Raw genomic sequence first — 23366 nt, forward strand, 5'->3', positions numbered from 1 at the left:
AAGGCCTAAGGCGTTGAAGGGCTCAGGCCGTGGGGACGACCTGGAAGCCTTCCGCGTAGCGGCCCGGTCCGAAGCCGGCCTGCTCGGCCCAGGCGGCGAAGCGGCTTTTCACGAAGTCCGCGAAGCCCTCAACGTGGGAAACCTGGCTCACATGTGACTGCAAGGCCGCGAGCTTGCGGTCCATGACGTCGGTGACGTCCACCCAGTGGTTGGGGGTGGATCCGCCGTTCAGCCACACCTCACGTACGGTCCACGCCTCCAGCCCCTCCTCCTTGATCAACTCCGGGAACGCGTACGGATTGCGCGCGTCCGGATAGACCGCGTCCAGGGTGGCTCCGCCCACGGCGCGGTGGTCGGGATGGCTGGGGGCGATGAACTGGTAGTTGCGGTCGGGGTGGTGGGTGATGACCAGGTCGGGCCTGACCTGGCGGATCACCCGGGCGATGGCGCGCCTGAGCTCCAGCGAGGGCACCACCTGGCCGTCGGAGTAGCCGAGGAAGCGCACGTCGGTGACGCCGACCGCCTTGGCCGCGGTCAGTTGCTCGGACCTGCGCAGCTCCGCCATGCCGGAGTTGTCCAGAGTACGTTCGTTGCCGCCCGCGTCACCGTCAGTGACCAGCAGGTAGGTGACCTCCACACCCCTGTCCACGAACAGCGCCACGCTTCCGGCCGAGCCGAAATCGGCGTCGTCCGGATGTGCGGTCACGACGAGTACCCGGTTGATCTCGGCTTCCGGCAGCATGATTCCCCTCTCTGGACCTTCCATGGGTCACAACCGGAACCCCGTCGATGGCATTCCGGGCGCCGTTTGTCGGTGAGGCGTCTTAACCTAGGTGGGTGCCGACCCAAGTCTCTGTTGACCACCCCTTGCTCGACGGCCTCAACCCGCAGCAGCGCGAGGCCGTGATCCATCACGGCAGTCCGCTGCTCATCGTGGCCGGGGCGGGATCCGGGAAGACGCGGGTGCTCACGCACCGCATCGCCTACCTGCTGGCCGAGCGTGAGGCGCATCCGGGCGAGATCCTGGCGATCACCTTCACCAACAAGGCCGCCAAGGAGATGAAGGAGCGCATCGACAAGCTGATCGGGCCGCGTTCCAAGGCGATGTGGGTGATGACGTTCCACAGCGCCTGCATGCGCATCCTGCGGCGTGAGGCCAAGCGGCTCGGGTTCCCGTCCAGCTTCTCGATCTACGACCAGGCCGACTCGCAGCGGCTCATGGCGATGGTCTGCAGGGAGATGGAGCTCGATCCGAAGCGCTATCCGCCGCGCTCGTTCTCGGCCCAGGTCAGCAACTTCAAGAACGAGCTGGTCGACTACGAGACGGCGATCGACCGGGCGGGCTCGCACCTGGAGAAGACGCTCGCGCAGGCGTACAAGGCCTATCAGCTCAAGCTGACCGAGGCCGGCGCGATGGACTTCGACGACATCATCATGAACACGGTGACGTTGTTCCAGCTCTTCCCCGACGTCGCCGAGCACTACCGGATGCGGTTCAGGCACGTGCTGGTCGACGAATACCAGGACACCAACCACGCCCAATACATCCTGATCAGGGAGCTGGTCGGGCATCCCGAGCTGCGCACGGCCGACGGCGACCTGGTGCGCTCCGGCACCGGCCAGTCCGAGCTGTGCGTGGTGGGCGACGCCGACCAGTCGATCTACGCCTTCCGCGGCGCGACCATCCGCAACATCCTGGAGTTCGAGCGCGACTATCCCGACGCGCGCACGATCCTGCTGGAGCAGAACTACCGCTCCACTCAGAACATCCTGGCCGCCGCCAACGCCGTGATCTCGCGCAACGAGTCGCGCAAGCCCAAGAACCTCTGGTCCGACCAGGGCGACGGGCCCAAGATCGTGGGCTACGTGGCCGACAACGAGCACGACGAGGCCATGTTCGTGGCCCAGGAGGTCGACCGGCTCAGCGACGAGGACGGCGTGAAGGCGGGCGAGGTGGCCGTCTTCTACCGCACCAACGCGGCCTCCCGCGTGTTCGAGGAGATCTTCATCCGCACCGGCCTGCCCTACAAGGTCGTCGGGGGCGTGCGCTTCTACGAGCGCAAGGAGGTCAAGGACCTGCTGGCCTACCTGCGGGTGCTGGCCAACCCGGCCGACGTGGTGTCGCTGCGGCGCATTCTCAACGTGCCCAAGCGCGGCATCGGCGACCGGGCCGAGGCCATGATCGAGGCGCTGTCCTCACGCGAGCGCATCTCCTACTGGGACGCGCTGCGCCGCGCCGACGAGGCGTACGGGATGGCCACGCGCTCCCTCAATGCCGTACGAGAGTTCGTCGCGCTGCTGGAGGAGCTGATCGCCAAGGCCGAGGGCATGCCGCCGTCGGCGCTGGCCGAGGAGATCCTGGTGTCCACCGGCTACCGCGCCGAGCTGGAGGCGTCGGAGGACCCGCAGGACGAGTCCCGCCTGGAAAACCTCAACGAGCTCATCTCCGTCGCCTCCGAGTTCGAGGAGGCCAACCCGGAGGGGACGCTGGTGGAGTTCCTGGAGCAGGTGTCGCTGGTGGCCGACGCCGACCAGATCCCCGACGCCGACGGCGGGCAGGGGGTCGTCACGCTGATGACCCTGCACACGGCCAAGGGGCTGGAGTTCCCGGTCGTGTTCCTGACGGCCATGGAAGACGGCGTGTTCCCGCACGTGCGGTCGCTGGGCGAGCCCAAGGAGTTGGAGGAGGAGCGGCGGCTGGCCTACGTGGGCATCACCAGGGCGCAGAAGCGGCTCTACCTGACGCGGGCGGCCGTGCGCAGCTCGTGGGGGGCGCCGTCGTTCAACCCGGCCTCGCGGTTCGTCAACGAGGTGCCGGGGCAGCTCGTCGACTGGCGTACCGATCCGGAGAAGTCCGCCTGGAGCGCGGCCACCCGGCGTGAGCCGGCCGCGCGCCCGGCCGTGGCGAAGAGCGGCGGTGCCGGTGGGCGCAAGGTGCCCAACCTGGCGCCCGGCGACCGGGTCTCGCACGACGCGTTCGGGCTGGGCACGGTGGTGTCCGTGGACGGCGTGGCGGAGAAGACCAAGGTGAAGATCGACTTTGGGAGTGGCGGGGAGAAGACGCTGCTCGCGGTCTACGCCCCGATTGAGAAGCTCTGAGGGCCTGGCCGCGACTCTGAGGCGGCCCGGCAGGGCTCGAAAGGGGCCCCGGAAAGGTCTGAGGGACCCGGAATGGTCCGAGGTGCCCGAAAGGCCTGAGGTGCCGGGAAAGCTCTGAGGGGCTCGGAAAGGTCTGAGGTGCCGGGAAAGCTCTGTGGGGCCCGGAAAGGTCTGAAGGGCCCAAGGCCCGCAAAAGGCTTAGGGCCGCTCTCCGTGTCGTGGGAGAGCGGCCCCGGCAGGCACATCAGGGTCAGCGCTTGAGGGCGCTGCCCTTCTGCCACTGGGTCCAGTTGAGCTGCCAGTAGCTCCAGCCGTTGTTCCACTGCAGCTTGCGCTTGGTGCCCTTGATCTTCACGACGTCGCCGCGCTGGGCGATCGTGTAGAACCACTTGGCGCCGGCCGGGGTGGCGCGGACGCAGCCGTGGCTCTGGTTGGAGCGGCCGAGATACTGGTAGTAGCCGGCGCTCTGGTGGACGTACTCACCGCTGTCGGAGATGCGCACCGCCCACGGGATCTCCTCCTTGTAGTAGCGCGGATCCTTGGGATCCGTCACGCCCAGCCAGGAGGAGGTCATCGTCTCGACGGCCTTCTTGCCCATCGTGAGGTGCGTGCCGCTGGTGGTGAGGTAGACGTCCACGCCGTTCTTGACCAGCCCGCCCCGTCCGGCGCTGATCGGGATCTTCTTGGCCAGCTTGCCGTTGCGGTAGACCTTCATCTGGTGCTTGCGGGTGTCGACCACCGAGATGTTCTGCGATCCGACGGCGAAGCGGCGGGAGACGTCCTTGGCGGCGGTGTTGCCGGGCAGCTCGGACAGCCGCGCGGTGAACAGCACCTTCTGGTACGGCTTCCAGAACGTCTTCGTCCGATAGATGACCTTGCGCTGCGACACCCAGCGCCAGGCGCCGTCGACCGGCTTCTCCGACTCGACGTCCAGCAGCCCTTCGACGGCCGCCTTGTCTTTGACGTCACGGTCGAACGTGACGATGATCGGGAAACCTACGCCGACCTTCTCGGTCTTCTCCCCCATCGGGGTGATGTCCGCGATGTCGAGCTTGACCTTCTTCGCCGGAGCGGCGATGGCGGCGGCCTGGATCGTGGGAACGCCGATGGCCTGTGCTCGTGGTGCGGGGACGCTCTCCGCCGCACAGGCCGTCGCGGCGACCAGTGCGACCAGTGCCGGAAGCATCCGGGTGACGCGCTTCAAAGGGTTACTCCTGGACTTCGTGCTTCGACTACCTCCTTGTGTGACAATCGGGACGGGTGATTCGAGGGCCGAAACCCCATAACTTTCCTGTAACGGTCCAAATTTGGACATGCCGAAAGGCCGCCCCCGGTAAGGGATCGGATCAGACCAGGCGGCGGGCGGTGGCCCAGCGGGACAGCTCGTGGCGGTTGGAGAGCTGGAGTTTGCGCAGCACGGACGAGACGTGGGTCTCCACGGTCTTGACCGAGATGAACAGCTCCTTGGCGATCTCCTTGTACGCGTACCCGCGCGCGATCAGCCGCAGCACCTCGCGCTCGCGCTGCGTCAGCGAGTCGAGCTCGGGATCGATGGACGGCGCCTCCGACGAGGCGAACGCGTCCAGCACGAACCCCGCCAGCCGCGGCGAGAACACCGCGTCACCGTCGGCCACCCGCCGGATGGCGTCCGTCAGCTCCTTGCCGCTGATGTTCTTGGTCACGTAGCCGCGCGCGCCGCCCCTGATCACGCCGATCACGTCTTCAGCGGCGTCGGAGACCGACAGCGCCAGGAACCGCACCTGGGAGCCGGCGCCCAGGACCCGGCGCAGCACCTCCTGGCCACCGCCCCCGGGCATGTGCACGTCGAGCAGGACCACGTCGGGCTGGTGCTCGGCGATGGCCTTGACCGCCGTCTCGACGTCCTCGGCTTCGCCCACGACCTCGATCGAGTCGCCCAGCTCGGCGCGCACGCCCGACCGGAACAATCGGTGATCATCGACGATCAGTACGCGCGTCATGCCTTCTCCACCTTCATCGTCAACATCACTTCCGTGCCCTCGCCGGGCTCGGTACGGACTCGGGCCGTCCCGCCGTGACGTTCCATTCTCCCGATGATGGACTCCCTGATCCCCATCCTGTCGAGCGGCACCGTCTCGAGATCGAACCCTTTGCCCCGATCCTTCACGAAAATCGTGGCCTCTTCACCCTCCACTTCCGCATAGACGGAAATGGAAGGACTTCCAGAGTATTTGGCCGCGTTGACCATCGCCTGCCGGGACGCCTTCAGCATCGCGCCCAGCTTGCCCGCCGGGTCGAGGGCGATGTCGCCGACGCAGACGATCTCGATGGGCACCCCGTGCGCGTCCTCCTCCTCGGCGGCGATCCTGCGCACGGCGGCGGCGAGGGTGGCGTCGGCGTCCTGGGCGGGCTGGTAGAGCCAGTTGCGCAGCTCGCGCTCCTGGGAGCGGGCCAGGCGGGTGACCTCGCGCTGGTCGTGGGCGACGCGCTGGATCAGCGTCAGGGTGTGCAGCACCGAGTCGTGCACCATGGCGGCCACCTCGGCGCGCTCCTCCTGCCTGATGCGCTCGCGGCGCTCCAGTTGCAGCTCTTTCCACAGGCCGGCCAGCCAGGGCGCGGCCATGACGGCCAGGCCGCCGACCACGACCACGGTGAACATCAGGCTTTCCCTGATCTGGGGGAGCTCGCCCTCGGCGGCCAGGAAGCCGGTCGCGCCGATCACGATCAGGACGATGCCGAGCAGCGTGCGTACCCGGTTCTTCCTGATGCTGAGGGACGCGCCGCTCACCCAGCCCTTGCGGCGTACCGGATCGGCCTGTTGCCACAGGATCAGCGCGCCGATCCCGCCCACCGCGAACGGCAACATGGCCATGCCGCCCTGCGAGGCGCCCGTCAGCCACCCGAACGCGAACAGCGCCGCCGCGATCGCGCTGAACGCGGCGAGCTGGCTCCAGTCCCGCTGCGGCGGCGCACCTTGGTGCGGCTGCTTGGGCGTGATCATCCACAGCACCGCGTACGCCACCCCGCCCACCCCCTGGACGACGGTGAGCAGCACGAACATCAGCCTGACCACCACCGGGTCAAGCTTGAGCTGCGCCGCCAGCCCTTGGGCGACACCGCCGAGGAGGCGGCCCTCCATGGGGCGCATCATCCTGCGGTAGGGCTTGTCGCCGCTCTGCTCGGCGAGAGTCTTCTGGTCAGCCATAACATGGCCATAGTCACACGTCGGGGGCGTCACGGGCATCAGGGAACAACCCCCGGGTCGGGTCAGGGGTGTCCCGGATGCGAGCACCCCGCGCGTGGGTCCACGATGGTTCCCATGACAGAAGCTCCGCCCAGGCGACCGGCCGCCCCCCACGCAGAGCTGCGCCGCAGCAGCGAGGGGCGTTTCCTCATGGGGGTCTGCGCGGGGCTCGGGCGGCACACCGGGATCGACCCGGTGGTGTTCCGCGTGGGCTTCACGGTGCTTCTGCTCGGTTCCGGCATCGGGCTGTTCCTCTATCTGGCGGCGTTCCTGCTGATGAGGGAGCCGACCGGCCGGCCGGGGCTCATCGAGCACTGGACGCGGCGCGACTTCGACGCCGACACCGTGATGGCGCTCCTGACGGCGGTGCTGGCGTGCGGGCTGGCGATCAACCTGGCGACGGTGTGGCTGGACACGGGCACGCTGGTGGTCGGGGTGTTCCTGGCGGTGGCGCTGCTGGCGGCGCATTCGAGCGGGGTGGACCTGCTCGGGCTGGCCAGGACGATGCCCGAGCGGCTGAGCAGGCGCCGCCGGCAGGAGTCGCCGGCGGCCTCCTACCGCCACCACGACCAGGCTCCCCCGGCTTCCGACCCGACCCGGGTACGCCCGGCACCACCCCAAAACCCGGTCCCACCGGCCCCTCCGGAGCAGCCCGCGCCGGCCGCCGAGCCGGTCCCGTCGCGGCCAGAGCCGGCCGCCGCGCATCTCCAGGAGGCCGAGCCGACCACGGCGCACGCCAGGCCGGAGCCCGGCCAGAGCCCTGTGGCGCCTGAGCCGATCAAGGCCGAAGAGCCGACGACGGCCCGAGGAGAGGTCGTAAAGCCGGCCCGGGAAGAGGCCGTAAAGCCGGTGCGGGAAGAGGTCGTGGCGCCCGTCCCCGATGAGGCCCCGGTCCGCGAGGACGACAGGCCGGAGGCGGTGACCGCGGCGCACGCGGTCCCCCCGTACCGGCAGCCCGCCTACCGCCCCCAGCCCAGGACCGCGGTCGAGTACGCCAGCCACGGCGAGCCGTTCGCGCCCAACGGCCCGTACCAGCCGCTCGACCCGGCCAGAAGGGCCGGCTACTCGCCCTACGACCCCGCCCTGTACGGCCGCCCGTTCCCCCAGCAGGCACGCAAGCGCCGCCCGCGGTCGTTCATCGGCCTCATCACGTTCATGCTGGCATTCATCATTGGAGGGATCGTCGTGGTCGTCCAGGCCAGGTCGGCCGCGGGAGTGAGCCCGACCATCGTCGGCGGCGCCATGCTCATCACCATCGGGGCCGGGCTGCTCATAGCCGCCTGGTGGGGCAGGGGCGCCGGGCTGGTGGCGGCGGGCACGGTGGTCACGCTGATCGTGGGCGTGGGCCTGATGCTCGGCGGCCTGCCCAAGAACATCGGCTCGGTGGAATGGACGCCGACCAAGGTCGCGGAGGCGAGCCGGTTCTACGACGTCGGAGTGGGCGACGGCCGGCTGGACCTGTCGGAGCTGGTGCTGCCACCGGGCGCGGAGGTGACGTTCAACGCCGCGATCTCGGCGGGCGAGCTCGAAGTGATCGTGCCACCGACCGCCAGGGTGGAGGTGCACGCGACCAACAAGGTCGGCGACATCAAGATCGACCAGTCGCTCAAGGGCGGCGTGGACGTGCGGTGCGACAAGGTCCTGGAGCCGGAGATCAAACCGGAGGGCAAGGTTTCGACGATCGTGCTCAACCTGAAGGGCGGTCTCGGCGACATGGAGGTGCGGCGTGCCGCGTGAGGTCGACCGCCCCAGGCGCCTGCACAGGACGGACTGGATGGCCCTGTTCAGCGGGGTGCTCTTCATCGTCTTGGGCATTTTGATCGTGACTCGCGCGATCACGGATTGGCTGGTCCTGATCGGTGTGATGGTGCTAGGACTGGCGTTCGCGGGGCTGGTGGCGATCGTCGCGCGGGTGGTCCGCGGTAAGTAACCCTTGACCGGGAAAAACACCGGCGTACGTTCGGAGTGTCCGCCTTTCCCCCTGCTCCTGAGGGAGGACGTATGCCCCGAATCACCGTCACCGTCGACGGGATCAAGTATGAGGAGGATGTCGAGCCGCGACTCCTGCTCATCCATCTGCTACGAGAACGCCTGGGCAAGACCGGCACACCCGTCGGTTGCGACACCAGCAACTGCGGCGCCTGCACGGTCATGCTCGACGGCAAGAGCGCCAAGAGCTGTTCGGTCCTCGCCGTGCAGGCCGACGGCTGCGACGTCGTCACGATCGAGGGCCTGGGCGCCAACGGGTCGATGCACCCGATGCAGCAGGCCTTCCACGAAGAGCACGCGCTGCAGTGCGGCTACTGCACCCCCGGCATGGTCATGGCCGCGATAGACCTGCTCAGAGACGACCCCGAGCCGTCGGAAGAGACCATCAGGCAGGGCCTGGAGGGCAACCTCTGCCGCTGCACCGGATACTGCAACATCGTGCGCGCCGTACGCAGGGGCGCGCAGGAGATGGGTCAGGCGGTGAGCTCCTCATGACCGTTCAGGAAGTCGGGCGGCCGCGCAGGCGTAAAGAGGACGCCCGGCTGCTGACGGGGCGCACGCAGTGGACGGACAACCTCTCCCGTCCGGGGACGCTGCACGTGATGTTCCTGCGCAGCCCGATGGCCCACGCCAGGATCACCGGGATCGACGTGTCGGGGGCGCGCGGTCTGCCGGGGGTGGTGGCGGCGTTCAGCGGCCAGGACTTCGCCGCCGAGCAGGGCAGCCTGCCGTGCGCGTGGCCGGTGACCGACGACATCGTGATCCCGGAGCATCCGCCGATGGCGGTCTCCGAGGTCCGGTACGTCGGCGAGGCCGTGGCCTGCGTGGTGGCGACCGACCGTTACCGGGCGGCCGACGCGCTGGAGGCCATCGAGGTCGACTACGAGCCGCTGCCCGCGGTGCTGGACATGACCCAGGCGCTCGCCGAAGGCGGCCCGAAGGTGCACGAGGCGGGCAACAAGGCGTACAGCATGAAGTTCACCTCGGGTGACATCGAGGCGGCGTTCAGGGACGCGGCCGTCGTGATCGACCGCACGTACGTGCAGCAGCGGCTGATCCCGAGCGCGATGGAGCCGCGGGCGGTGATGGCCGACACCGACGGCGAGACGTTCACGATCTGGTCGTCCACGCAGATCCCGCACGTGCTGCGGGTCATGCTGGCCGTGGTCACCGGCATCCCCGAGCAGAAACTGCGGGTGGTCGCGCCCGATGTGGGCGGCGGGTTCGGCTCGAAGCTGCAGGTCACCGCCGAGGAGGTGCTCTGCCTGCTGCTGGCCCGCAAGCTGGGCAAGCCGGTCAAGTGGGCCGAATCCCGCTCCGAGGGCAACCTGACCGTGCACCACGGCCGCGACCAGCTCCAGCACGTCCGGCTGGCCGCCGACGCCGACGGGCGCCTGCGCGGCCTGCAGGTGGACCTGCTGGCCGACATGGGCGCATACCTGATGCTGCTCACGCCGGGTGTACCGACGCTGGGCACGCAGATGTGCAACGCGATCTACAAGATGGACGCGTACGAGTTCGCCTGCACGGGTGTGTTCACCACCAAGATGCCCACGGACGCCTACCGGGGCGCGGGACGCCCGGAGGCCACGTTCATCATCGAGCGGGTGATGGACGAGCTGGCCGCCGAGCTCAAGCTGGACCCGGTGGAGGTGCGCAAGCGGAACTGGATCAAGCACGAGGAGTTCCCGTTCACCACGATCTCGGGTCTCACCTACGACTCGGGCAACTACGAGGCGGCCACCGACCGGGCGCTGTCGCTGTTCGGCTACGACAAGCTCAGGGCCGAGCAGGCCGACCGGCGGGACCGGGGCGATCCGGTGCAGCTCGGGATCGGCGTCAGCACGTACACCGAGATGTGCGGCCTGGCACCGTCCAGGCTGCTCGGCGCGGGTAATTTCGGCGCCGGCGGCTGGGAGCACGGCGCGGTGCGCATGCTGCCGACGGGCAAGGTCGAGGTCATCACGGGCAGCTCGCCGCACGGGCAGGGACACGTCACGGCCTGGAGCCAGATCGTGGCCGACGCGCTCGGCGTGCCGTTCGAGGACATCGCGGTGCTGCACGGCGACACGGCGGTCGTGCCGAAGGGCATGGACACCTACGGCTCGCGCTCGCTGGCCGTGGGCGGGATCGCGGTGCTCAAGGCGTGCGACAAGGTCAAGGACAAGGCGCGTACGCTGGCCGCGCACCTGCTGGAGTGCGCCCCCGACGACCTGGAGTTCGAGGCGGGGGCGTTCAAGGTGCGGGGCACCGATTCGCAGAAGACCATCCAGGAGCTGGCCAACGCCGCTTTCACGGCGCACGACCTGCCCGACGGGGTGGAGGCGCGGCTCGACTCCGACGCCACGTTCGACCCGGAGAACTTCTCGTTCCCGCACGGCACCCATCTGTGCGCGGCCGAGGTGGACACCGAGACGGGCATGGTCAAGATCCGCTCGTACGTGGCGGTGGACGACATCGGCAAGGTCGTCAACCCGCTCATCGTGGACGGCCAGCTCCACGGCGGCATCGCCCAGGGCATCGCCCAGGCCCTGTACGAGGAGGCCGTCTACGACGCCGAGGGCAACCTGCTGACCACGACGCTGGCCGACTATCTGCTGCCGTCGGCCGCGGACCTGCCGGACTTCACGCTCGACAGGACCGAGTCCCCGGCGACCAGCAACCCGCTGGGCGTCAAGGGCGTCGGCGAGGCGGGCACGATCGCCTCGACCCCGGCCGTGGTGAACGCCATCGTGGACGCCCTGCGCCCGCTCGGCATCCGCGACGTCCAGATGCCGTGCACGCCCGAACGCGTCTGGCGCGCCCTGGAAGGAGCCCGGCAATGATCCCCGCGCAGTTCGACTACGTGCGTCCGGACACGCTCGCCGAGGCCTGCCAGACCCTGGCGGCCGACGACGACGCCAAGGTCCTGGCCGGCGGCCAGTCGTTGCTGCCGCTGCTGCGGCTGCGGCTGGCGTACCCGTCCACGCTGGTCGACGTCGGCCGGCTGGCCGAGCTGAAGGGCGTGCACGACCGCGGCGACCACGTGTTCATCGGCGCGATGGCCACGCACGACGAGGTCGTGCGCTCGGGCGTGGTACGGGCCGAGTGCCCGCTCATCGCGCTGACGGCGACGCAGGTGGCCGATCCGGCGATCCGGCACCGCGGCACGTTCGGCGGCTCGCTGGCCCACGCGGACCCGGCCGGTGACCTGCCCGCGGTGGCGCTGGCGCTGGAGTGCGTGTTCGTGGCCAGGTCGGAGCGGGGCGAGCGGGAGATCCCGGCCGCCGAGTTCTTCGTCGACTACCTGGAGTCGTCGCTGCGTCAGGGCGAGATCCTGGTCGGCGTGAAGGTCCCGAAGCTGGGCCAGGGCTGGGGCTTCCACTACGAGAAGTTCCACAGGACCGCGCAGTCGTGGGCCATCGTCGGCGTGGCGGCGGCGGTCAAGCGCTCCAACGGCTCCATCGCCGAGGCCAGGATCGGGCTGACGAACATGGCGCCGACGCCGCTGCGCGCCGGCGCCACCGAGCACGCCCTGCAGGGCGTGGAGCTGGGCGACCAGGTACGCCAGGCGTGCGACGAGGCGGCGGCGGACACCTCGCCGCCGACCGACCTGCACGCGCAGCAGGACTACCGGCGGCACCTGGCCAGGGTCCTGACCCACCGCGCGGTACGCACGGCGGCCGGATCACCCTGAACCCGTCGCGGGGGCGCTCTTCCAGGGCGCCCCCGCCCCGACGTAGGGTCACAGGAATCGGTGGAAGGAGCGGATCGATGGCGATGCGGTTCGAGCACGAGTTCACAGTTCCCGTTCCGATCGAGCAGGCGTGGGCCGTGTTGCTCGACGTCGAACGGGTCGCGCCCTGCCTGCCCGGGGCGACGCTGGACATCTTCGAAGGCGACGAGTTCACCGGCAGGATGAAGGTCAAGGTCGGCCCGATCACGGTGACCTACCGGGGCTCGGCCAAGTTCGAGGACGTGGACAAGGACTCCTACACGCTCACCATCCAGGCCTCGGGCAAGGAGGCCAGGGGCTCGGGCACCGCCGCCGCCACGGTCAAGGCACGGCTGGAGCCGCGCGAGGAGGCCACGGCGGTGACCGTGGAGACGACGTTCAACGTGACCGGCCGCCCGGCGCAGTTCGGGCGCGGCGTGATGGCCGAGGTCGGTGGCAAGCTCATCGACAGGTTCGCCGAAAATCTGGCCAGGCTGCTGTCCGAGCCCACGGTCGAGCCCGTGGCGCCGGCCCCGCAGCCGGCCTCGCAGTCGACCCAGCAGTCGGCCTCGCAGTCGGCCTCGCAGTCGGCCTCGCAGCAGGAGGAGGAGCGGCATCTGAGCGCGGTGCCGGCGGGTGAGCAGGACGTGCGGCCCGCGGGCACGCTGCGCACCTCGCGCACACCTGACGAGGAGGCTCTCGACCTGCTGGAGATCGCCGGGCAGCCGCTGCTGAAGCGGTTGCTGCCCATCGCGGGCGCGGCCGTGGCCCTGGCGGTCATCATCTGGGTGATTCGTCGCCTTATGCGCTGATTTTAGGCAAATACTCCATCAAGTCCGGACACTTCCCCCTAGCTGGGGGAAGTGCCATTCCCGCCGGGTGTAGGTCTATCGGGGGGACTTGGGATGCCGGACTGCACCGTTGTCGTCATCACGTATAACGACGCGGCCCGCCTGCCCAGAGCCGTGCGTTCCGTGCTCCGGCAGTCGCTGCGCGACCTGGAAGTGATCATCGCCGACGACGCCAGCACGGATGACACGCCGCGGGTGGCGCGGCGGCTCATGGACATCGATCCGCGGGTGCGCTACCTGCGCAGGGAGGACAACAGCGGGGGCTGCGGGGCGCCGCGCAACGACGGGATCGACGCGGCGGCGGCGCCGTACGTCATGTTCCTGGACAGTGACGACGAGCTGCCCAGGCACGCGTGCAAGAGCCTGCTCACCGAGATCGAGCGGACCGGGGCGGACTTCGTTTCGGGGCAGATCTCGCGGCTGTTCGAGTCGGACGGGCGGCTGCAGCCGTACTATCCGTCGCTGTTCGCCCGGCGGCGGACGGTCGAGGGCATCCGGCGGGAGCCCGAGCTGTTCCTCGACTGCTTCAGCACCAACAAGCTCTACGACGCGGGCTGGCTGCGGGACAAGGCGCTGCGCTTCCCTGAGGACATCCACTACGAGGACCACGTGTTCTCCGCCGAGCTGTACGCCGTCGCGCACAGGTTCGCGATCGTGCCGTGGACGGTCTACCACTGGCACCGCGCGCGCACGAACGACTCGATCTCGCTGAGCATCGACGACCTGGAGAACGTGCGGCAGCGGGTGATCGCGGCCCGGCTGAGCGACGACATCCTGCGCTGCCACGACGCCGCGGACCTGGTGCCGCACCGGCAGTACCGGTTCGTCCGGCAGGACCTGCGGGTCTACCTGAACCCGCTGCCGCTGCGCGACCTGGTGTGGGTCAAGGAGTTCGCGTCGGTGGTGCGGCCGTATCTCGCGGAGATGCCCGGCGAGGTGCTCGACCGGGTCGATCCGATGGACCGGGTCTGCTGCGAGCTCATCCTGGCCGACCGGATCGAGGACCTGCGGATGGCGGCGGGCTCGCTGACCGGGGCGCGGGCCGCGCCACGGGCGGCGGTGCAGCTCGGCGGGCGGACGTACTGGGGCACCTCGGCCGCCCCCGGCCTGGACATCACCCGGCTGCGGCTGGCCGAGCTGCCCTACACGGCCTCCCGCCTGCGCCACGAGGTGAGCGAGCTGTCCTCGGACGGCGACCGGGTGCGCATGGCCGTGCGCAGCTACGACCCGTTCGGCGTGCTGCCGCCCGACTGGACGGCGTTCCTGCAGCTCGGCAGGGAGCGGATCCCCATCGAGCCGGAGCCGTCGGCCGATGGCGGGTACGTCAGCCGCGTCACGTTCACCCCCACCGGCAGGTGCGACCCGCGCATCGGCTTCAGAAGGACCTCCGACGGGCACACCACGACCGACCGGCTCCTGGTGGACCCGCACACCGAGCCCATCGAGCTGCCCGGCTGCACGCTCAAGGCCGAGGGGTACGCGGCTTATCTGTGCGTTCGTCCGGACTTCCGGGCCCGGTCCTTGTGGGCGCGGGCGAGGCGGCGGCTGATGAAGCGGTTCAACACGCCGGCGAACAAGCTGCGGGCGTACAAGCTGATGATCAGGGTGGTGCCCCGGCGCGACGACCTCGCGCTGTTCGAGTCGGACGTCGGCAAGGGCTACAGCGGCAGCCCGCGCGCCATCTACGAGGAACTGCGCCGGCGGCGGCTGCCCATCGAGGTGGTCTGGTCGGTGGCCAAGGGCCGCAGGAACTTCCCGTCCGACGCCCGGCTCGTGCGCCGGGGTAGCTGGCGCTACATCTGGACGATGGCCAGGGCCGGGATCTGGGTGGACAGCCACGGGTTCCCGCTCGACTACCCGAAGCCCAGAGGGACGCGCTACCTGCAGACATGGCACGGGCAGGGGATCAAGTCGATCGGCTTCGACGCGCCCGACCTGCGCGGCGACTTCGACCGGCCGCGGGCGCAGTGGCGAACCGCCGTGGCCCGCTGGGACGCGCTGGTGTCGCCGAGCGCGGAGTTCTCGCGAGTGTTCCTGCCGTCGAACGGGTACGCGGGCAAGGTGTACCGGTGCGGGACGCCGCGGTGCGACGCGCTGATCAGGGCGGAGCCGGTGGGGGACGTGCTGGAGCGGCTGGAGATCCCGCCTGGGCGACAAATCCTGCTTTATGCGCCTACGTACAGGGATCGGGTGATCGGTAGTGGCAAGTCCGTCCGGGTGGATCTGGACCTGCTGGCCGAGGAGCTGGCCGACGACTGGGTGCTGCTCCTGCGTACGCATCCGGTCGAGCGCTACAGCCCGCCCGAACGCCTGAAGCACTTCGTACGGTCCGCCGGGTCCTATCCCGAGATCAACGACCTGATGCTGGCCTCCGACGCGCTCCTGACGGACTACTCCTCCGTCATGTGCGACTACGCGCTCACCGGCAAGCCGATGCTGTTCTTCATCGACGACTGGGACGACTACCGGCTCTCCGAGCGCGGCGTCTACCACGACCTGCCCGCCATCGCGCCGGGCCCGTGCCTCTCGACGACCGAGGAGCTGGTGACGGCGCTGCGGGAGCTGCCCGCCGTGCACGAGGCCTACGCCGAGCGGTACGCGGCCTTCCACCGCCTGTGGTGCGCCGACGAGCACGGGGACGCGGCGTCCAGGATCGTGGCCGACTTCTTCGAGGGGGCCGCCCGATGACGGTCGTCTTCGCCTGCCTCGACGCCGACACGCTCGGCGGCGTCCAGCAGGTCACCCACACCCTGGCCCAGGGGCTGGCCGGGCGCGGCCACGAGGTGCACGTGATCGGCCTGCACCAGGCCGCGACCCCGTTCCGGTACGTGGAGCGCCCCCACTACCACCGGCACGTCATCAGCCGGAGCCCGGTGCGCGCGCAGGGCCGGCTGGCCCGCCGCCGGTCCGACCGGCGGGTGCGGGAGCTGTTCCGGGCGATCAGGCCGGGCTACGCGGTCATGACCTCGCCGTCCGTGGTGGCCCGGCTGTCGGGGCTGCTGCCGGCCGCGTTCCGCCCGGTCGGCCAGTATCACGGCTCGTACGACCACGCCCGCGGCTGCTGGCACCTGGCCTCGATCCGGCGCCACTACGGCCGGCTCGACCAGGCGGTCTTCCTCAGCGCCGACGACGCCTGGCTGTTCTCCGAGCACGCCCTGCTGCCCAACGCCTGGACCCTGCCGAACCCGCTGGCCGCCTGGCCGGAGGAGATGTCCTCGCTCGACACGCCCCGCGTGCTCGGCGTGGGCCGGCTGGAAGGGGTCAAGCGGTTCGACCGGCTGATCAGCGCGTTCGCCCGCTCGGGGGCGCCGCCGCCGTGGGAGCTGCACCTGATCGGCGAGGGCGCCGAGCTGGCGCGGCTGCGCGCGCACGCGGACCGGGAGGGTGTCGGTGACCGGGTGGTGTTCAGGGGGCTGGTGCCGAGCGAGCGGATGTCCGCCGAATACCTGGGCGCCTCGGTCCTGGGGCTGACCAGCGAGCACGAGGGCCTGCCGGTGGTGCTGCTGGAGTCGGGGGCGCACGGGGTGCCGTCGGTGGCGTTCGACGTGTCGGGGGGTGTGCGGTCGGCCGGGCCCGTCCTGGTGCCGCCGGGCGACGTGGACGCCTTCGCCGCCGAGCTGGGCCGGCTCGCCGGGGACGAGGAGGAACGGCGGCGCCTCGGGGCCGACGCCCGCGCACGGGCCGAGGCGTTCCGCCTCGACCACGTGCTGGACCGCTGGGAGTCGATGTTCGCCCACATCGAGCGCTAGACCGGTTCGGTCAGCTCCGCGCGCTGCTGCGGCACCCCGGCGAGCGAGCGCTGACGTGAGGTCAGCAGTGCCGCGACGGGGCTGGGCTCGCGCAGCCGGTTCAGCCGGTCGCGCATGCCCTTGCGCATGCGGCTGGCCTTGCGCTTCTGCATGGTCTTCTGGGCCGCGATCACGTGCTCCTTGGTCGGCTTGGGCGCGCCGGTCAGCTCGTAGCCCATGGACTCCAGGCGGTCGCCGAGCATGTGCTCGCACAGCGCGATCTCCCAGTCGTCCAGGCGGTTCGCCCAGCTCCCGACGCGGCTGCGGGTGACCTCGCGGTGGGTGTTGCTGTGCCAGACCTTGTGCTGGGGCACCGCCACGCTGGCCGCCTCGCGCGGGGAGACCATCGACGGCGAGAACTCCTCGTCGAGGAAGTGGCAGAGCTTCTTCAGCTCGGTCATCGGGTCGTCGGTGAGGTCCTCGTAGCGCAGCTCGTAGTAGGTGTCCGCGGCCAGCGTGCGCTTCAGCCGGCCGCCCGCGTCGATGGCCTCGGCCCAGGTGGAGACGGCGTGGAAGGAGTCCAGCGTGTACCAGGGCATCTCCTTCAGCGAGGCCACGCAGTCGCGGCCGTCCCTGATGAGGTGGATGAACTGGGCGTCGGGGAACAGCCGGAGCAGCAGGTCGACCTGCTTGACGTAGCTGGGCCGCTTGTCGCCCCAGCGGGCCTTGTCGAAGCGGTCGGCGTACATGCGGAAGGCCGTGCCGATCACCGAGCCGAGCGAGCCCGGGCCCGCCATGGCCTCCCGGACGAACTCGTCCTTGTCGATCTTCAGCTCGCGGAACTTCGTGCTGCGGTCGGTCGCGATCCACTCGGCCAGGGCCCGGCGGCGCTGGTCGAGCCGCAGGTCGCCCCACGTGCGACGGCGGTAATAAGCGGGAACGAGGAAGCGCGTCTCCGGTGGCACCGCCATGCGCGGGTGCGAGTGGAGCATGAGCTGGAGCATCGTGGTGCCGGACCGCGGGCATCCGATGACGAAGACTGGCCGGTCTGACATTTTGTACTATCCCCCGAAATTTTAGACGAGAACGTGCTCTCGGCTCTCCTGAGCGGAGCCCGCGCCGTGCCTGCACGTGAAGATCCACAGGCGGTAGACAAGGAAGACCTCGTTGGCCAGCAGCAGAGCTCCCGACGCCGCGGCGAGCGGGATCAGCGCCCATGCCCCCGCAAGAGGCGCGATCACGAACACCGCCGCGTGGAACTCGATGCCGCTGACCAGGTGTGAGCGGACCCGGTGACGGGCCAGAAACCTGTTGAGCCGCCTGAAGAACCTGGAGAAGCCGCTCCGCCGGACCGGCTGGTGGTCCGTCTCCAGCGGGTCCGGCCCCAGGGGGTCGGGCTCGTCCTCCTGGCGCTCCTCCCTGATGATTTCGCGCACGCGCTTCATCTGCGGCGCGTTGACGTACCTGAACAGGTCCAGCACGGCCACCGCCGCGCCGAGCACCACATAGACGACCTCGCCCGTCAGGGCGTACTGCCCGTATGCCAGCCCCCCGGCACACAGGACCACCCTGACCCGGTCCCCCACGTAGTCGAGCCAGAGGCCGAAGGGCGTCCCCGTGCCCTTGAGCCTGGCGATTTTGCCGTCCACGCAGTCGATCATGAAGCTCAGATAGAAGACGCACGCGCCCGCTACGAGCTGGTTCGTCGCGAAACATGCGGCCGACACCGCACCGAGGACCAGCGACAACACGGTGAGCCCGTTGGGCGTGAGCCGCGTGCGGTTGGCGATGGGAAGGGCGACCCGGCAGGCGACCGGGTCCACGAAATATACGGTCCACCAGGAGTCTCTCCGCTTGCGTGTCTCGTGGACGTCATCCAGCGAATAGGTCCTCATGGATCCCAGCATGACCACGCTGCGCGCTGGAGTGATTACCGTCTGGAACTACTGGGTGATGTCCATGCCGGTTCTTGACCAACCTGGCACCGAAAACCGCCACGCGGAGTTGGCGTCGCCGTCCCGGCACCAGCCCTTGACCACCAGGCCACGGGTCTCGGCGCGGGCCTGCAGGCGCCAGCTCGGCCCGCCGCCCTCCAGGCGCTCGGGGTCGATGGCCGCGACCACGCCGTGGCGGCCGGTGCGCCGGGTCTCCAGCGGGACCCGGCGGCGGCCGTCGCTGAGCCACAGGTCCACCTTGCCGACCTTGCGGTCGACCCGGTGGATGGCGACGTGGCCGCGCAGGCGGTATTCGGCGCCGGTCCACTCGCACTCCTCGACCCTGGCGACCAGCTTGAGCTCGTCGCGGGCGTCGAACACCTCGTCGGGGATGCGCAGCCGCCGGTCGCGGAAGAAGGGGTAGTCGCCGTACCAGTTGGTGGTACGCCAGCCGCGCGGGCGCACCCGGGTGCCGTCCTCGCGGGTGCGCCGGAACTCGCGCACCTCGCGCAGCTCCGCGACCAGGCCGCGCCTGAGCAGGTGCAGCTCCAGGCGGCGCAGCGACGGCGCGGTGGCCAGCGCGTGCGGGCCCAGCTCGGCGAGCCAGGCGCCGCTCAGCTCCAGCAGCTCCGCGCACTCCTCGGCCCGCTCCAGCGCCTGGAACAGGAACACGATGTCCTTCTCCAGCACGAGCGCGTCGAAGCCGTCGAGCAGTTCGGGCGCGCGCTCGTCGAAGAAGGCCCGGACGGCGCGGATGGCCGTCAGGCGCTCGTTCAGGTTGGCGAGCTCGGCCCGGCGCTGGGTGATCGAGGTCTCCCCCGCGTCGTCGCGCTTGCGCCAGTGGTAGACGACGTCGCCGAGCATGTCCACGCTGGTGGCCAGCACGTGCGCCTGCATGGCGACGGGCACGTCCTCGTAGATGCCGGCGGGGAACATCAGCCCGGCGCGCTCCCAGAAGTCGCGCCGGTAGACCTTGTTCCACACCGTACGGTCTCTGACCAGGACCTGCTTGTCCGTGATGTGGGTGCACAGCTCGGGTCGCCTGAAGACCTTCTCGTGCAGGACGGACTCCTCCAGCTCGCCGTCCACGAGCCGCGCCACGGCGCCGCACGCCAGGTCGGAGCCGGTCTCCGCGAGTTTGCCGACGAGCAGCTCGTACGCCTCGGGCGGCACGACGTCATCCCCGTCCGCGAAGGCCAGGTAGGTGCCGCGGGCCTGCCCGATCCCTTCGTTCCGCGCCGGCCCCGGCCCCTGGTTCGACTGCCCGAGCAGGACGAAACGGTCGTCCATGGCGGCGAAATCTCTGGCGATCCGCCGGCTGCCGTCCATCGAGCCGTCGTCGACCATGATCACCTCCAGGTCCTCCAGGGTCTGCGCGGCCAGCGACTTCAGGCACTCGGTGAGATAGGGCTCCACGTTGTAAACCGGGACGACGACGCTGAGCAGGGGGATCATGCCGAATGGCTCCTTGGTTGGAATGGCATCGAGGGCAGCATGCCCGGCCCGCCGGTTGGATTCCGGGTTCGATGGCTGTCCCTGATGAGCTCTTTACCGGACGCGTAATCCGCTACGTTGTGCAATGGATCGAGCACGAATAGTAGGGGGAGCGGTGCTGAGAAGGGTCCAGGACGAAGATCTGCCGGTTATGCGCCGATGGCGTAACCACCCGCGCGTCCGTGCCGCCAGCTTCACCACGCACGAGATCACGGAGGAGGAGCACGCCCGCTGGTGGGCCGCCGCCCGCGCCGACGCGACCCGGCACGTGCTGATCTACCACCACGACGGGGCCGCCGCGGGCGTGGTGACCTACGCGGGCCTGGCGCCCAAGAGCGTCTACTGGGGCTTCTACCTCGACCTCGACGGCCTGGAGCGCTCGGGGGCGCTGCTGCGGGCCTGGATCGGGCTGGAGCGGGCGGCCATCGAGCACGCCTTCGGGCCGCTCGGGATGACGACGCTGCGGGGTGAGGTGCTGGCCGACAACGAGCCGGTCAGACGGCTGCACCGGCGGTTCGGGTTCGCCGAGGTGGGCGAATACCAGCGGGACGTGGACGGGGAGCCGCGCGACGTCGTGGCGCTCGAACTCAGGAAGGAAGAGGCATGATCTCCATCGCGGGGCGGGCGATCGGGCCCGCTCATCCGCCGTTCGTCGTCGCCGAGCTGTCCGGCAACCACAACGGGAGCCTGGAGCGGGCGCTGGCCATCGTGGACGCGGTGGCGGCGGCCGGGGCGCACGCGCTGAAGCTGCAGACCTACCGGGCCGACACGCTGACCGTGGACTGTGACGGGCCCGCGTTCCGGCTGGGCGAATCGCACGAGTTGTGGGGCGGGGAGAACCTTTACCGGTTGTTCGAGCGGGCCCACACGCCGTGGGAGTGGCACGAGCCGATCTTCGCGCGGGCGCGCGATCGGGGGCTGATCGCGTTCTCCGCGCCGTTCGACCCGACGGCCGTGGAGCTGCTGGAGAAGCTGGAGGTGCCGGCGTACAAGATCGCCTCTTCGGAGATCGTGGACCTGCCGCTGATCCGGCTCGCGGCCGCCACCGGCAAGCCGCTGATCATCTCCACGGGCATGGCCTCGACCGGCGAGATCGACGCCGCGGTGTCGGCCGCCCGCGAGGCGGGCTGCACCCGGCTGGCCGTGCTGTCGTGCACGGCCTCCTACCCCGCCGAGCCCTCCGAGAGCAACCTGCGCGCGCTGCCGCTGCTGGCGGCGCTCACGGGTGAGGTCGTGGGGTTGTCCGACCACACGCCGGGCATCGGGGCCGCGCTGGCGGGGGTGGCGCTGGGGGCCTGCGTGATCGAGAAGCACGTCACCATGTCGCGGGCCGACGGCGGGGTGGACGCGGCCTTCTCGCTGGAGCCCGCCGAGCTGGCGGCGCTGGTGGTGGAGAGCGAGCGGGCCTGGCGGGCGCTGGGCAACCCGGTGATCGGGCCGCGTCCGTCCGAGCGTGAGGGGCTGCGGTTCCGCCGATCTCTGTACGTCGTGCGCGACGTGCGCGCGGGCGAGCAGGTGACGCCGGGCAACGTCCGGTCGATCAGGCCCGCGGGCGGGCTGCCGCCGGACGCCGCCGGAGAGGTGATGGGGCGGCGCTTCGCCCGCGACGTGCCGCTCGGCACCCCGCTGAGCTGGGACCTGATCTAGACGATCGCCAGGAGGGCGTCGGCGACGCGTTCCCGGCCGCGGCCGTCCACCAGGCCGCGGCCGCGGCCGCCTTGCTCCTCGCGGGCGGCGGGGTCGGCGAGCAGGCGGGCCAGCACGCCGACGGCCGCCGCGTCCGCCGCGCGCCCGAGCCCGGCCGCCACCCCCCGGCCGACCAGCTCCTCGTAGCCGATGAGCTGGTTGTCCGCCACCCAGCTCAGCGCCGTGGGCACGCCGAGGTAGAGCAGCTCCCAGATGGCCGAGCCGGCGGCGGTGACCACGAGGTCGGCTCCGGCCATGAGCTCGGGCAGCCGGTCCGTCGGCGGGATGACCGTGATGGGATCACCCGCCTCGAACGGCACCGGACTGATGACCGTGCCCCGGAACGGCCGCCCGGTCTCCCGCAGCGCCCGCGCCCAGGCCGGGGCGACGCCGGCGCCGTCGGTGCCGCCGAAGAAGCACAGCACGTGCGGCACCGGCTCGTCGGACGGCGCCCGCCCGCGCCGCCGCACGCTGTCGCGCAGCAGCACGTACCGGGCGCCGGCCAGCCGCTCGCGACTCCGGTGGAAGGGCCGCTGGTCGGCGCCGAGGTTCTGGTCCAGGTAGAGGTCGGCCTCCTGGCCCAGGGGGTCGCCGTCCACGATCGCCAGCACCGTCAGGCCGGCCGCCCGAAGCGTCGCCCCCGTCTCAGGCGGCAGGTGGTAGGAGTCGAGCACGACCGCGCCGAGCCCCAGCCGGCCGGCCAGGACGGCCAGCGCGGCGGGCTCCGGCGGGGCCGGGACCAGCGCGTACCCGCGTTCGCGAAGTTGTGCCCGCGCCCATTCCGAGCCGCACACCTCACCCAGGAAGACCACCTCGATGCCCCGGGCGTCCAGTTCCTCCGCCAGCGCCACGCACCGCACCAGATGACCGACTCCGCACGTGACCCCGGCATCGCACCGGAAACCGACCCGGACGGCACTGCGGCCCGGGTGTACGTCGTCCGTCACGCGTCCTGCAGATCCTTCTGCCGCACGTGGGCGTTGAGCCCGCACACCTCGGGCCGCTCGCGCAGCCAGCCCACCAGCGTCCTGACCGGCAGGCACCGGTCGCCCAGCTCGTCCACGACCGTGGAGATGAGCCGCCAGTCGTCCTCGGTGTCGAGCGTGACCCGCAGGTCGTCGGCGACGGGCCGGTAGGCCAGCCCGAGCAGCCGCGCGTCACCGGGATGCGTGTAGACGTAGGAGGTCACGTGCGTGCGGTGGTGGGCGGTGGCCTCCTCGTCGGCCCGCCGCAGCGCCGTCCAGCCCGCGATCTCGACGTCGAGGCCGCGCGGGAGTGTGCCGGCCAGGCTCGTGCTCAGGTAGTCGAGCCCCGGCACGGCACGGAAGACCAGCGCCGCCTCCCTGATCACGGCGGGATCCAGCAGCGGGCAGTCGGCCGTGAACCGCATCACGGCGTCCCACCGCCGCCCCGACAGCGCCTGCACGAACCTGGTCAGCACGTCGTCCACGGGCCCCCGATGCCAGGCCACCCCGAGCCGGCGGCACTCGGCGACCACCGCGTCGTCGGCCGCCTCGGTCGTGGTCGCGACGACGAGATCGTCCAGCGCCCCCGCTTCGCGAGCCGCCCGGACCACCCAACCCAGAACAGAACGCCCGCCCAGCTCGCGCAGCACCTTTCCCGGCAAACGGCTTGAGCCCATACGGGCCTGAATCATTCCGACAATCC

At 70.4% G+C, this 23366-nt stretch carries 20 protein-coding genes; 11 read left to right on the forward strand and 9 right to left on the reverse strand.

Going from position 1 to position 23366, the window contains the following annotated elements; translation table 11 throughout:
* Positions 1–22: 22 nt before the first annotated feature.
* On the reverse strand, positions 23–742 hold the full coding sequence (locus C4V41_RS37690) for a PIG-L deacetylase family protein (protein WP_103960780.1): 720 nt from the start codon (positions 740–742) through the stop codon (positions 23–25).
* Positions 743–837: 95 nt separating this feature from the next.
* On the opposite strand from C4V41_RS37690, the gene pcrA reads away from it, so the two are divergent.
* Positions 838–3099, forward strand: a complete 2262-nt coding sequence (gene pcrA, locus C4V41_RS37695; RefSeq protein ID WP_456093861.1) for a DNA helicase PcrA — start codon at positions 838–840, stop codon at positions 3097–3099.
* Positions 3100–3349: 250 nt separating this feature from the next.
* Here the strand turns inward: pcrA and C4V41_RS37700 are convergent, their stop codons facing one another.
* The 3 genes from C4V41_RS37700 to C4V41_RS37710 all read right to left on the reverse strand — a co-directional run bounded on the left by C4V41_RS37700 (position 3350) and on the right by C4V41_RS37710 (position 6283).
* A complete protein-coding gene (locus tag C4V41_RS37700) occupies positions 3350–4303 on the reverse strand; it encodes a L,D-transpeptidase (protein ID WP_160150520.1) in 954 nt (317 codons plus the stop codon).
* 142 nt (positions 4304–4445) lie between these two features.
* Positions 4446–5078 carry a response regulator gene (locus tag C4V41_RS37705; protein WP_103960783.1) on the reverse strand — a complete coding sequence of 211 codons (633 nt, stop codon included), beginning with the start codon at positions 5076–5078 and terminating at the stop codon, positions 4446–4448.
* On the reverse strand, positions 5075–6283 hold the full coding sequence (locus tag C4V41_RS37710; RefSeq protein WP_103960784.1) for an ATP-binding protein: 1209 nt from the start codon (positions 6281–6283) through the stop codon (positions 5075–5077). The genes C4V41_RS37705 and C4V41_RS37710 overlap by 4 nt, the downstream gene beginning before the upstream one ends.
* A gap of 114 nt (positions 6284–6397) precedes the next feature.
* Between C4V41_RS37710 and C4V41_RS37715 the strand changes: the two genes are divergently transcribed.
* The 8 genes from C4V41_RS37715 (at position 6398) to C4V41_RS37750 (ending at position 16605) form a co-directional block, all read left to right on the forward strand.
* Positions 6398–8059 carry a PspC domain-containing protein gene (locus C4V41_RS37715; RefSeq protein ID WP_160150521.1) on the forward strand — a complete coding sequence of 554 codons (1662 nt, stop codon included), beginning with the start codon at positions 6398–6400 and terminating at the stop codon, positions 8057–8059.
* A complete protein-coding gene (locus C4V41_RS37720) occupies positions 8049–8252 on the forward strand; it encodes a hypothetical protein (protein WP_103960786.1) in 204 nt (67 codons plus the stop codon). The genes C4V41_RS37715 and C4V41_RS37720 overlap by 11 nt, the downstream gene beginning before the upstream one ends.
* A 71-nt stretch (positions 8253–8323) precedes the next feature.
* Positions 8324–8806: a (2Fe-2S)-binding protein gene (locus C4V41_RS37725; protein WP_103960787.1), complete on the forward strand. Its 483-nt coding sequence runs from the start codon at positions 8324–8326 to the stop codon at positions 8804–8806.
* A complete protein-coding gene (locus C4V41_RS37730; protein ID WP_103960788.1) occupies positions 8803–11136 on the forward strand; it encodes a xanthine dehydrogenase family protein molybdopterin-binding subunit in 2334 nt (777 codons plus the stop codon). Before C4V41_RS37725 ends, C4V41_RS37730 begins: the two co-directional genes overlap by 4 nt.
* Entirely contained in the window at positions 11133–11987 is an 855-nt protein-coding gene (locus C4V41_RS37735; RefSeq protein ID WP_103960789.1) for an FAD binding domain-containing protein, read from the forward strand. Before C4V41_RS37730 ends, C4V41_RS37735 begins: the two co-directional genes overlap by 4 nt.
* Before the next feature lie 77 nt (positions 11988–12064).
* Complete coding sequence (locus C4V41_RS37740) at positions 12065–12817, forward strand: SRPBCC family protein (protein ID WP_200824486.1); 753 nt, start codon at positions 12065–12067, stop codon at positions 12815–12817.
* 93 nt (positions 12818–12910) lie between these two features.
* On the forward strand, positions 12911–15544 hold the full coding sequence (locus C4V41_RS37745) for a bifunctional glycosyltransferase/CDP-glycerol:glycerophosphate glycerophosphotransferase (protein WP_103960790.1): 2634 nt from the start codon (positions 12911–12913) through the stop codon (positions 15542–15544).
* Positions 15541–16605 carry a glycosyltransferase gene (locus tag C4V41_RS37750; protein ID WP_103960791.1) on the forward strand — a complete coding sequence of 355 codons (1065 nt, stop codon included), beginning with the start codon at positions 15541–15543 and terminating at the stop codon, positions 16603–16605. Before C4V41_RS37745 ends, C4V41_RS37750 begins: the two co-directional genes overlap by 4 nt.
* Here the strand turns inward: C4V41_RS37750 and C4V41_RS37755 are convergent.
* The 3 genes from C4V41_RS37755 to C4V41_RS37765 are packed head-to-tail and all read right to left on the reverse strand — an operon-like array spanning position 16602 to position 19973.
* On the reverse strand, positions 16602–17639 hold the full coding sequence (locus C4V41_RS37755) for a sulfotransferase family protein (protein ID WP_103960792.1): 1038 nt from the start codon (positions 17637–17639) through the stop codon (positions 16602–16604). The two genes, C4V41_RS37750 and C4V41_RS37755, sit on opposite strands and share 4 nt — an antisense overlap.
* Positions 17640–17660: 21 nt before the next feature.
* Positions 17661–18479, reverse strand: coding sequence for a CDP-alcohol phosphatidyltransferase family protein (locus tag C4V41_RS37760; protein WP_235030630.1), 819 nt, complete (start codon positions 18477–18479; stop codon positions 17661–17663).
* Between the two features lie 48 nt (positions 18480–18527).
* Complete coding sequence (locus C4V41_RS37765) at positions 18528–19973, reverse strand: glycosyltransferase family 2 protein (RefSeq protein ID WP_103960793.1); 1446 nt, start codon at positions 19971–19973, stop codon at positions 18528–18530.
* 124 nt (positions 19974–20097) lie between these two features.
* Here C4V41_RS37765 and C4V41_RS37770 point away from each other — a divergent pair, with 124 nt between their 5' ends.
* Entirely contained in the window at positions 20098–20619 is a 522-nt protein-coding gene (locus tag C4V41_RS37770) for a GNAT family N-acetyltransferase (protein ID WP_103960794.1), read from the forward strand.
* Positions 20616–21659, forward strand: coding sequence for a pseudaminic acid synthase (gene pseI / locus C4V41_RS37775; RefSeq protein ID WP_103960795.1), 1044 nt, complete (start codon positions 20616–20618; stop codon positions 21657–21659). The genes C4V41_RS37770 and pseI overlap by 4 nt, the downstream gene beginning before the upstream one ends.
* On the opposite strand, the gene C4V41_RS37780 is transcribed toward pseI, so the two are convergent.
* Positions 21656–22645: a PseG/SpsG family protein gene (locus tag C4V41_RS37780; protein ID WP_103960796.1), complete on the reverse strand. Its 990-nt coding sequence runs from the start codon at positions 22643–22645 to the stop codon at positions 21656–21658. The two genes, pseI and C4V41_RS37780, sit on opposite strands and share 4 nt — an antisense overlap.
* Positions 22642–23355, reverse strand: coding sequence for a cytidylyltransferase domain-containing protein (locus tag C4V41_RS37785; protein WP_103960797.1), 714 nt, complete (start codon positions 23353–23355; stop codon positions 22642–22644). Before C4V41_RS37785 ends, C4V41_RS37780 begins: the two co-directional genes overlap by 4 nt.
* Positions 23356–23366: the final 11 nt, after the last annotated feature.

Source organism: Nonomuraea solani (genome assembly GCF_900108335.1).
Classification (GTDB): Bacteria; Actinomycetota; Actinomycetes; order Streptosporangiales; family Streptosporangiaceae; genus Nonomuraea; species Nonomuraea solani.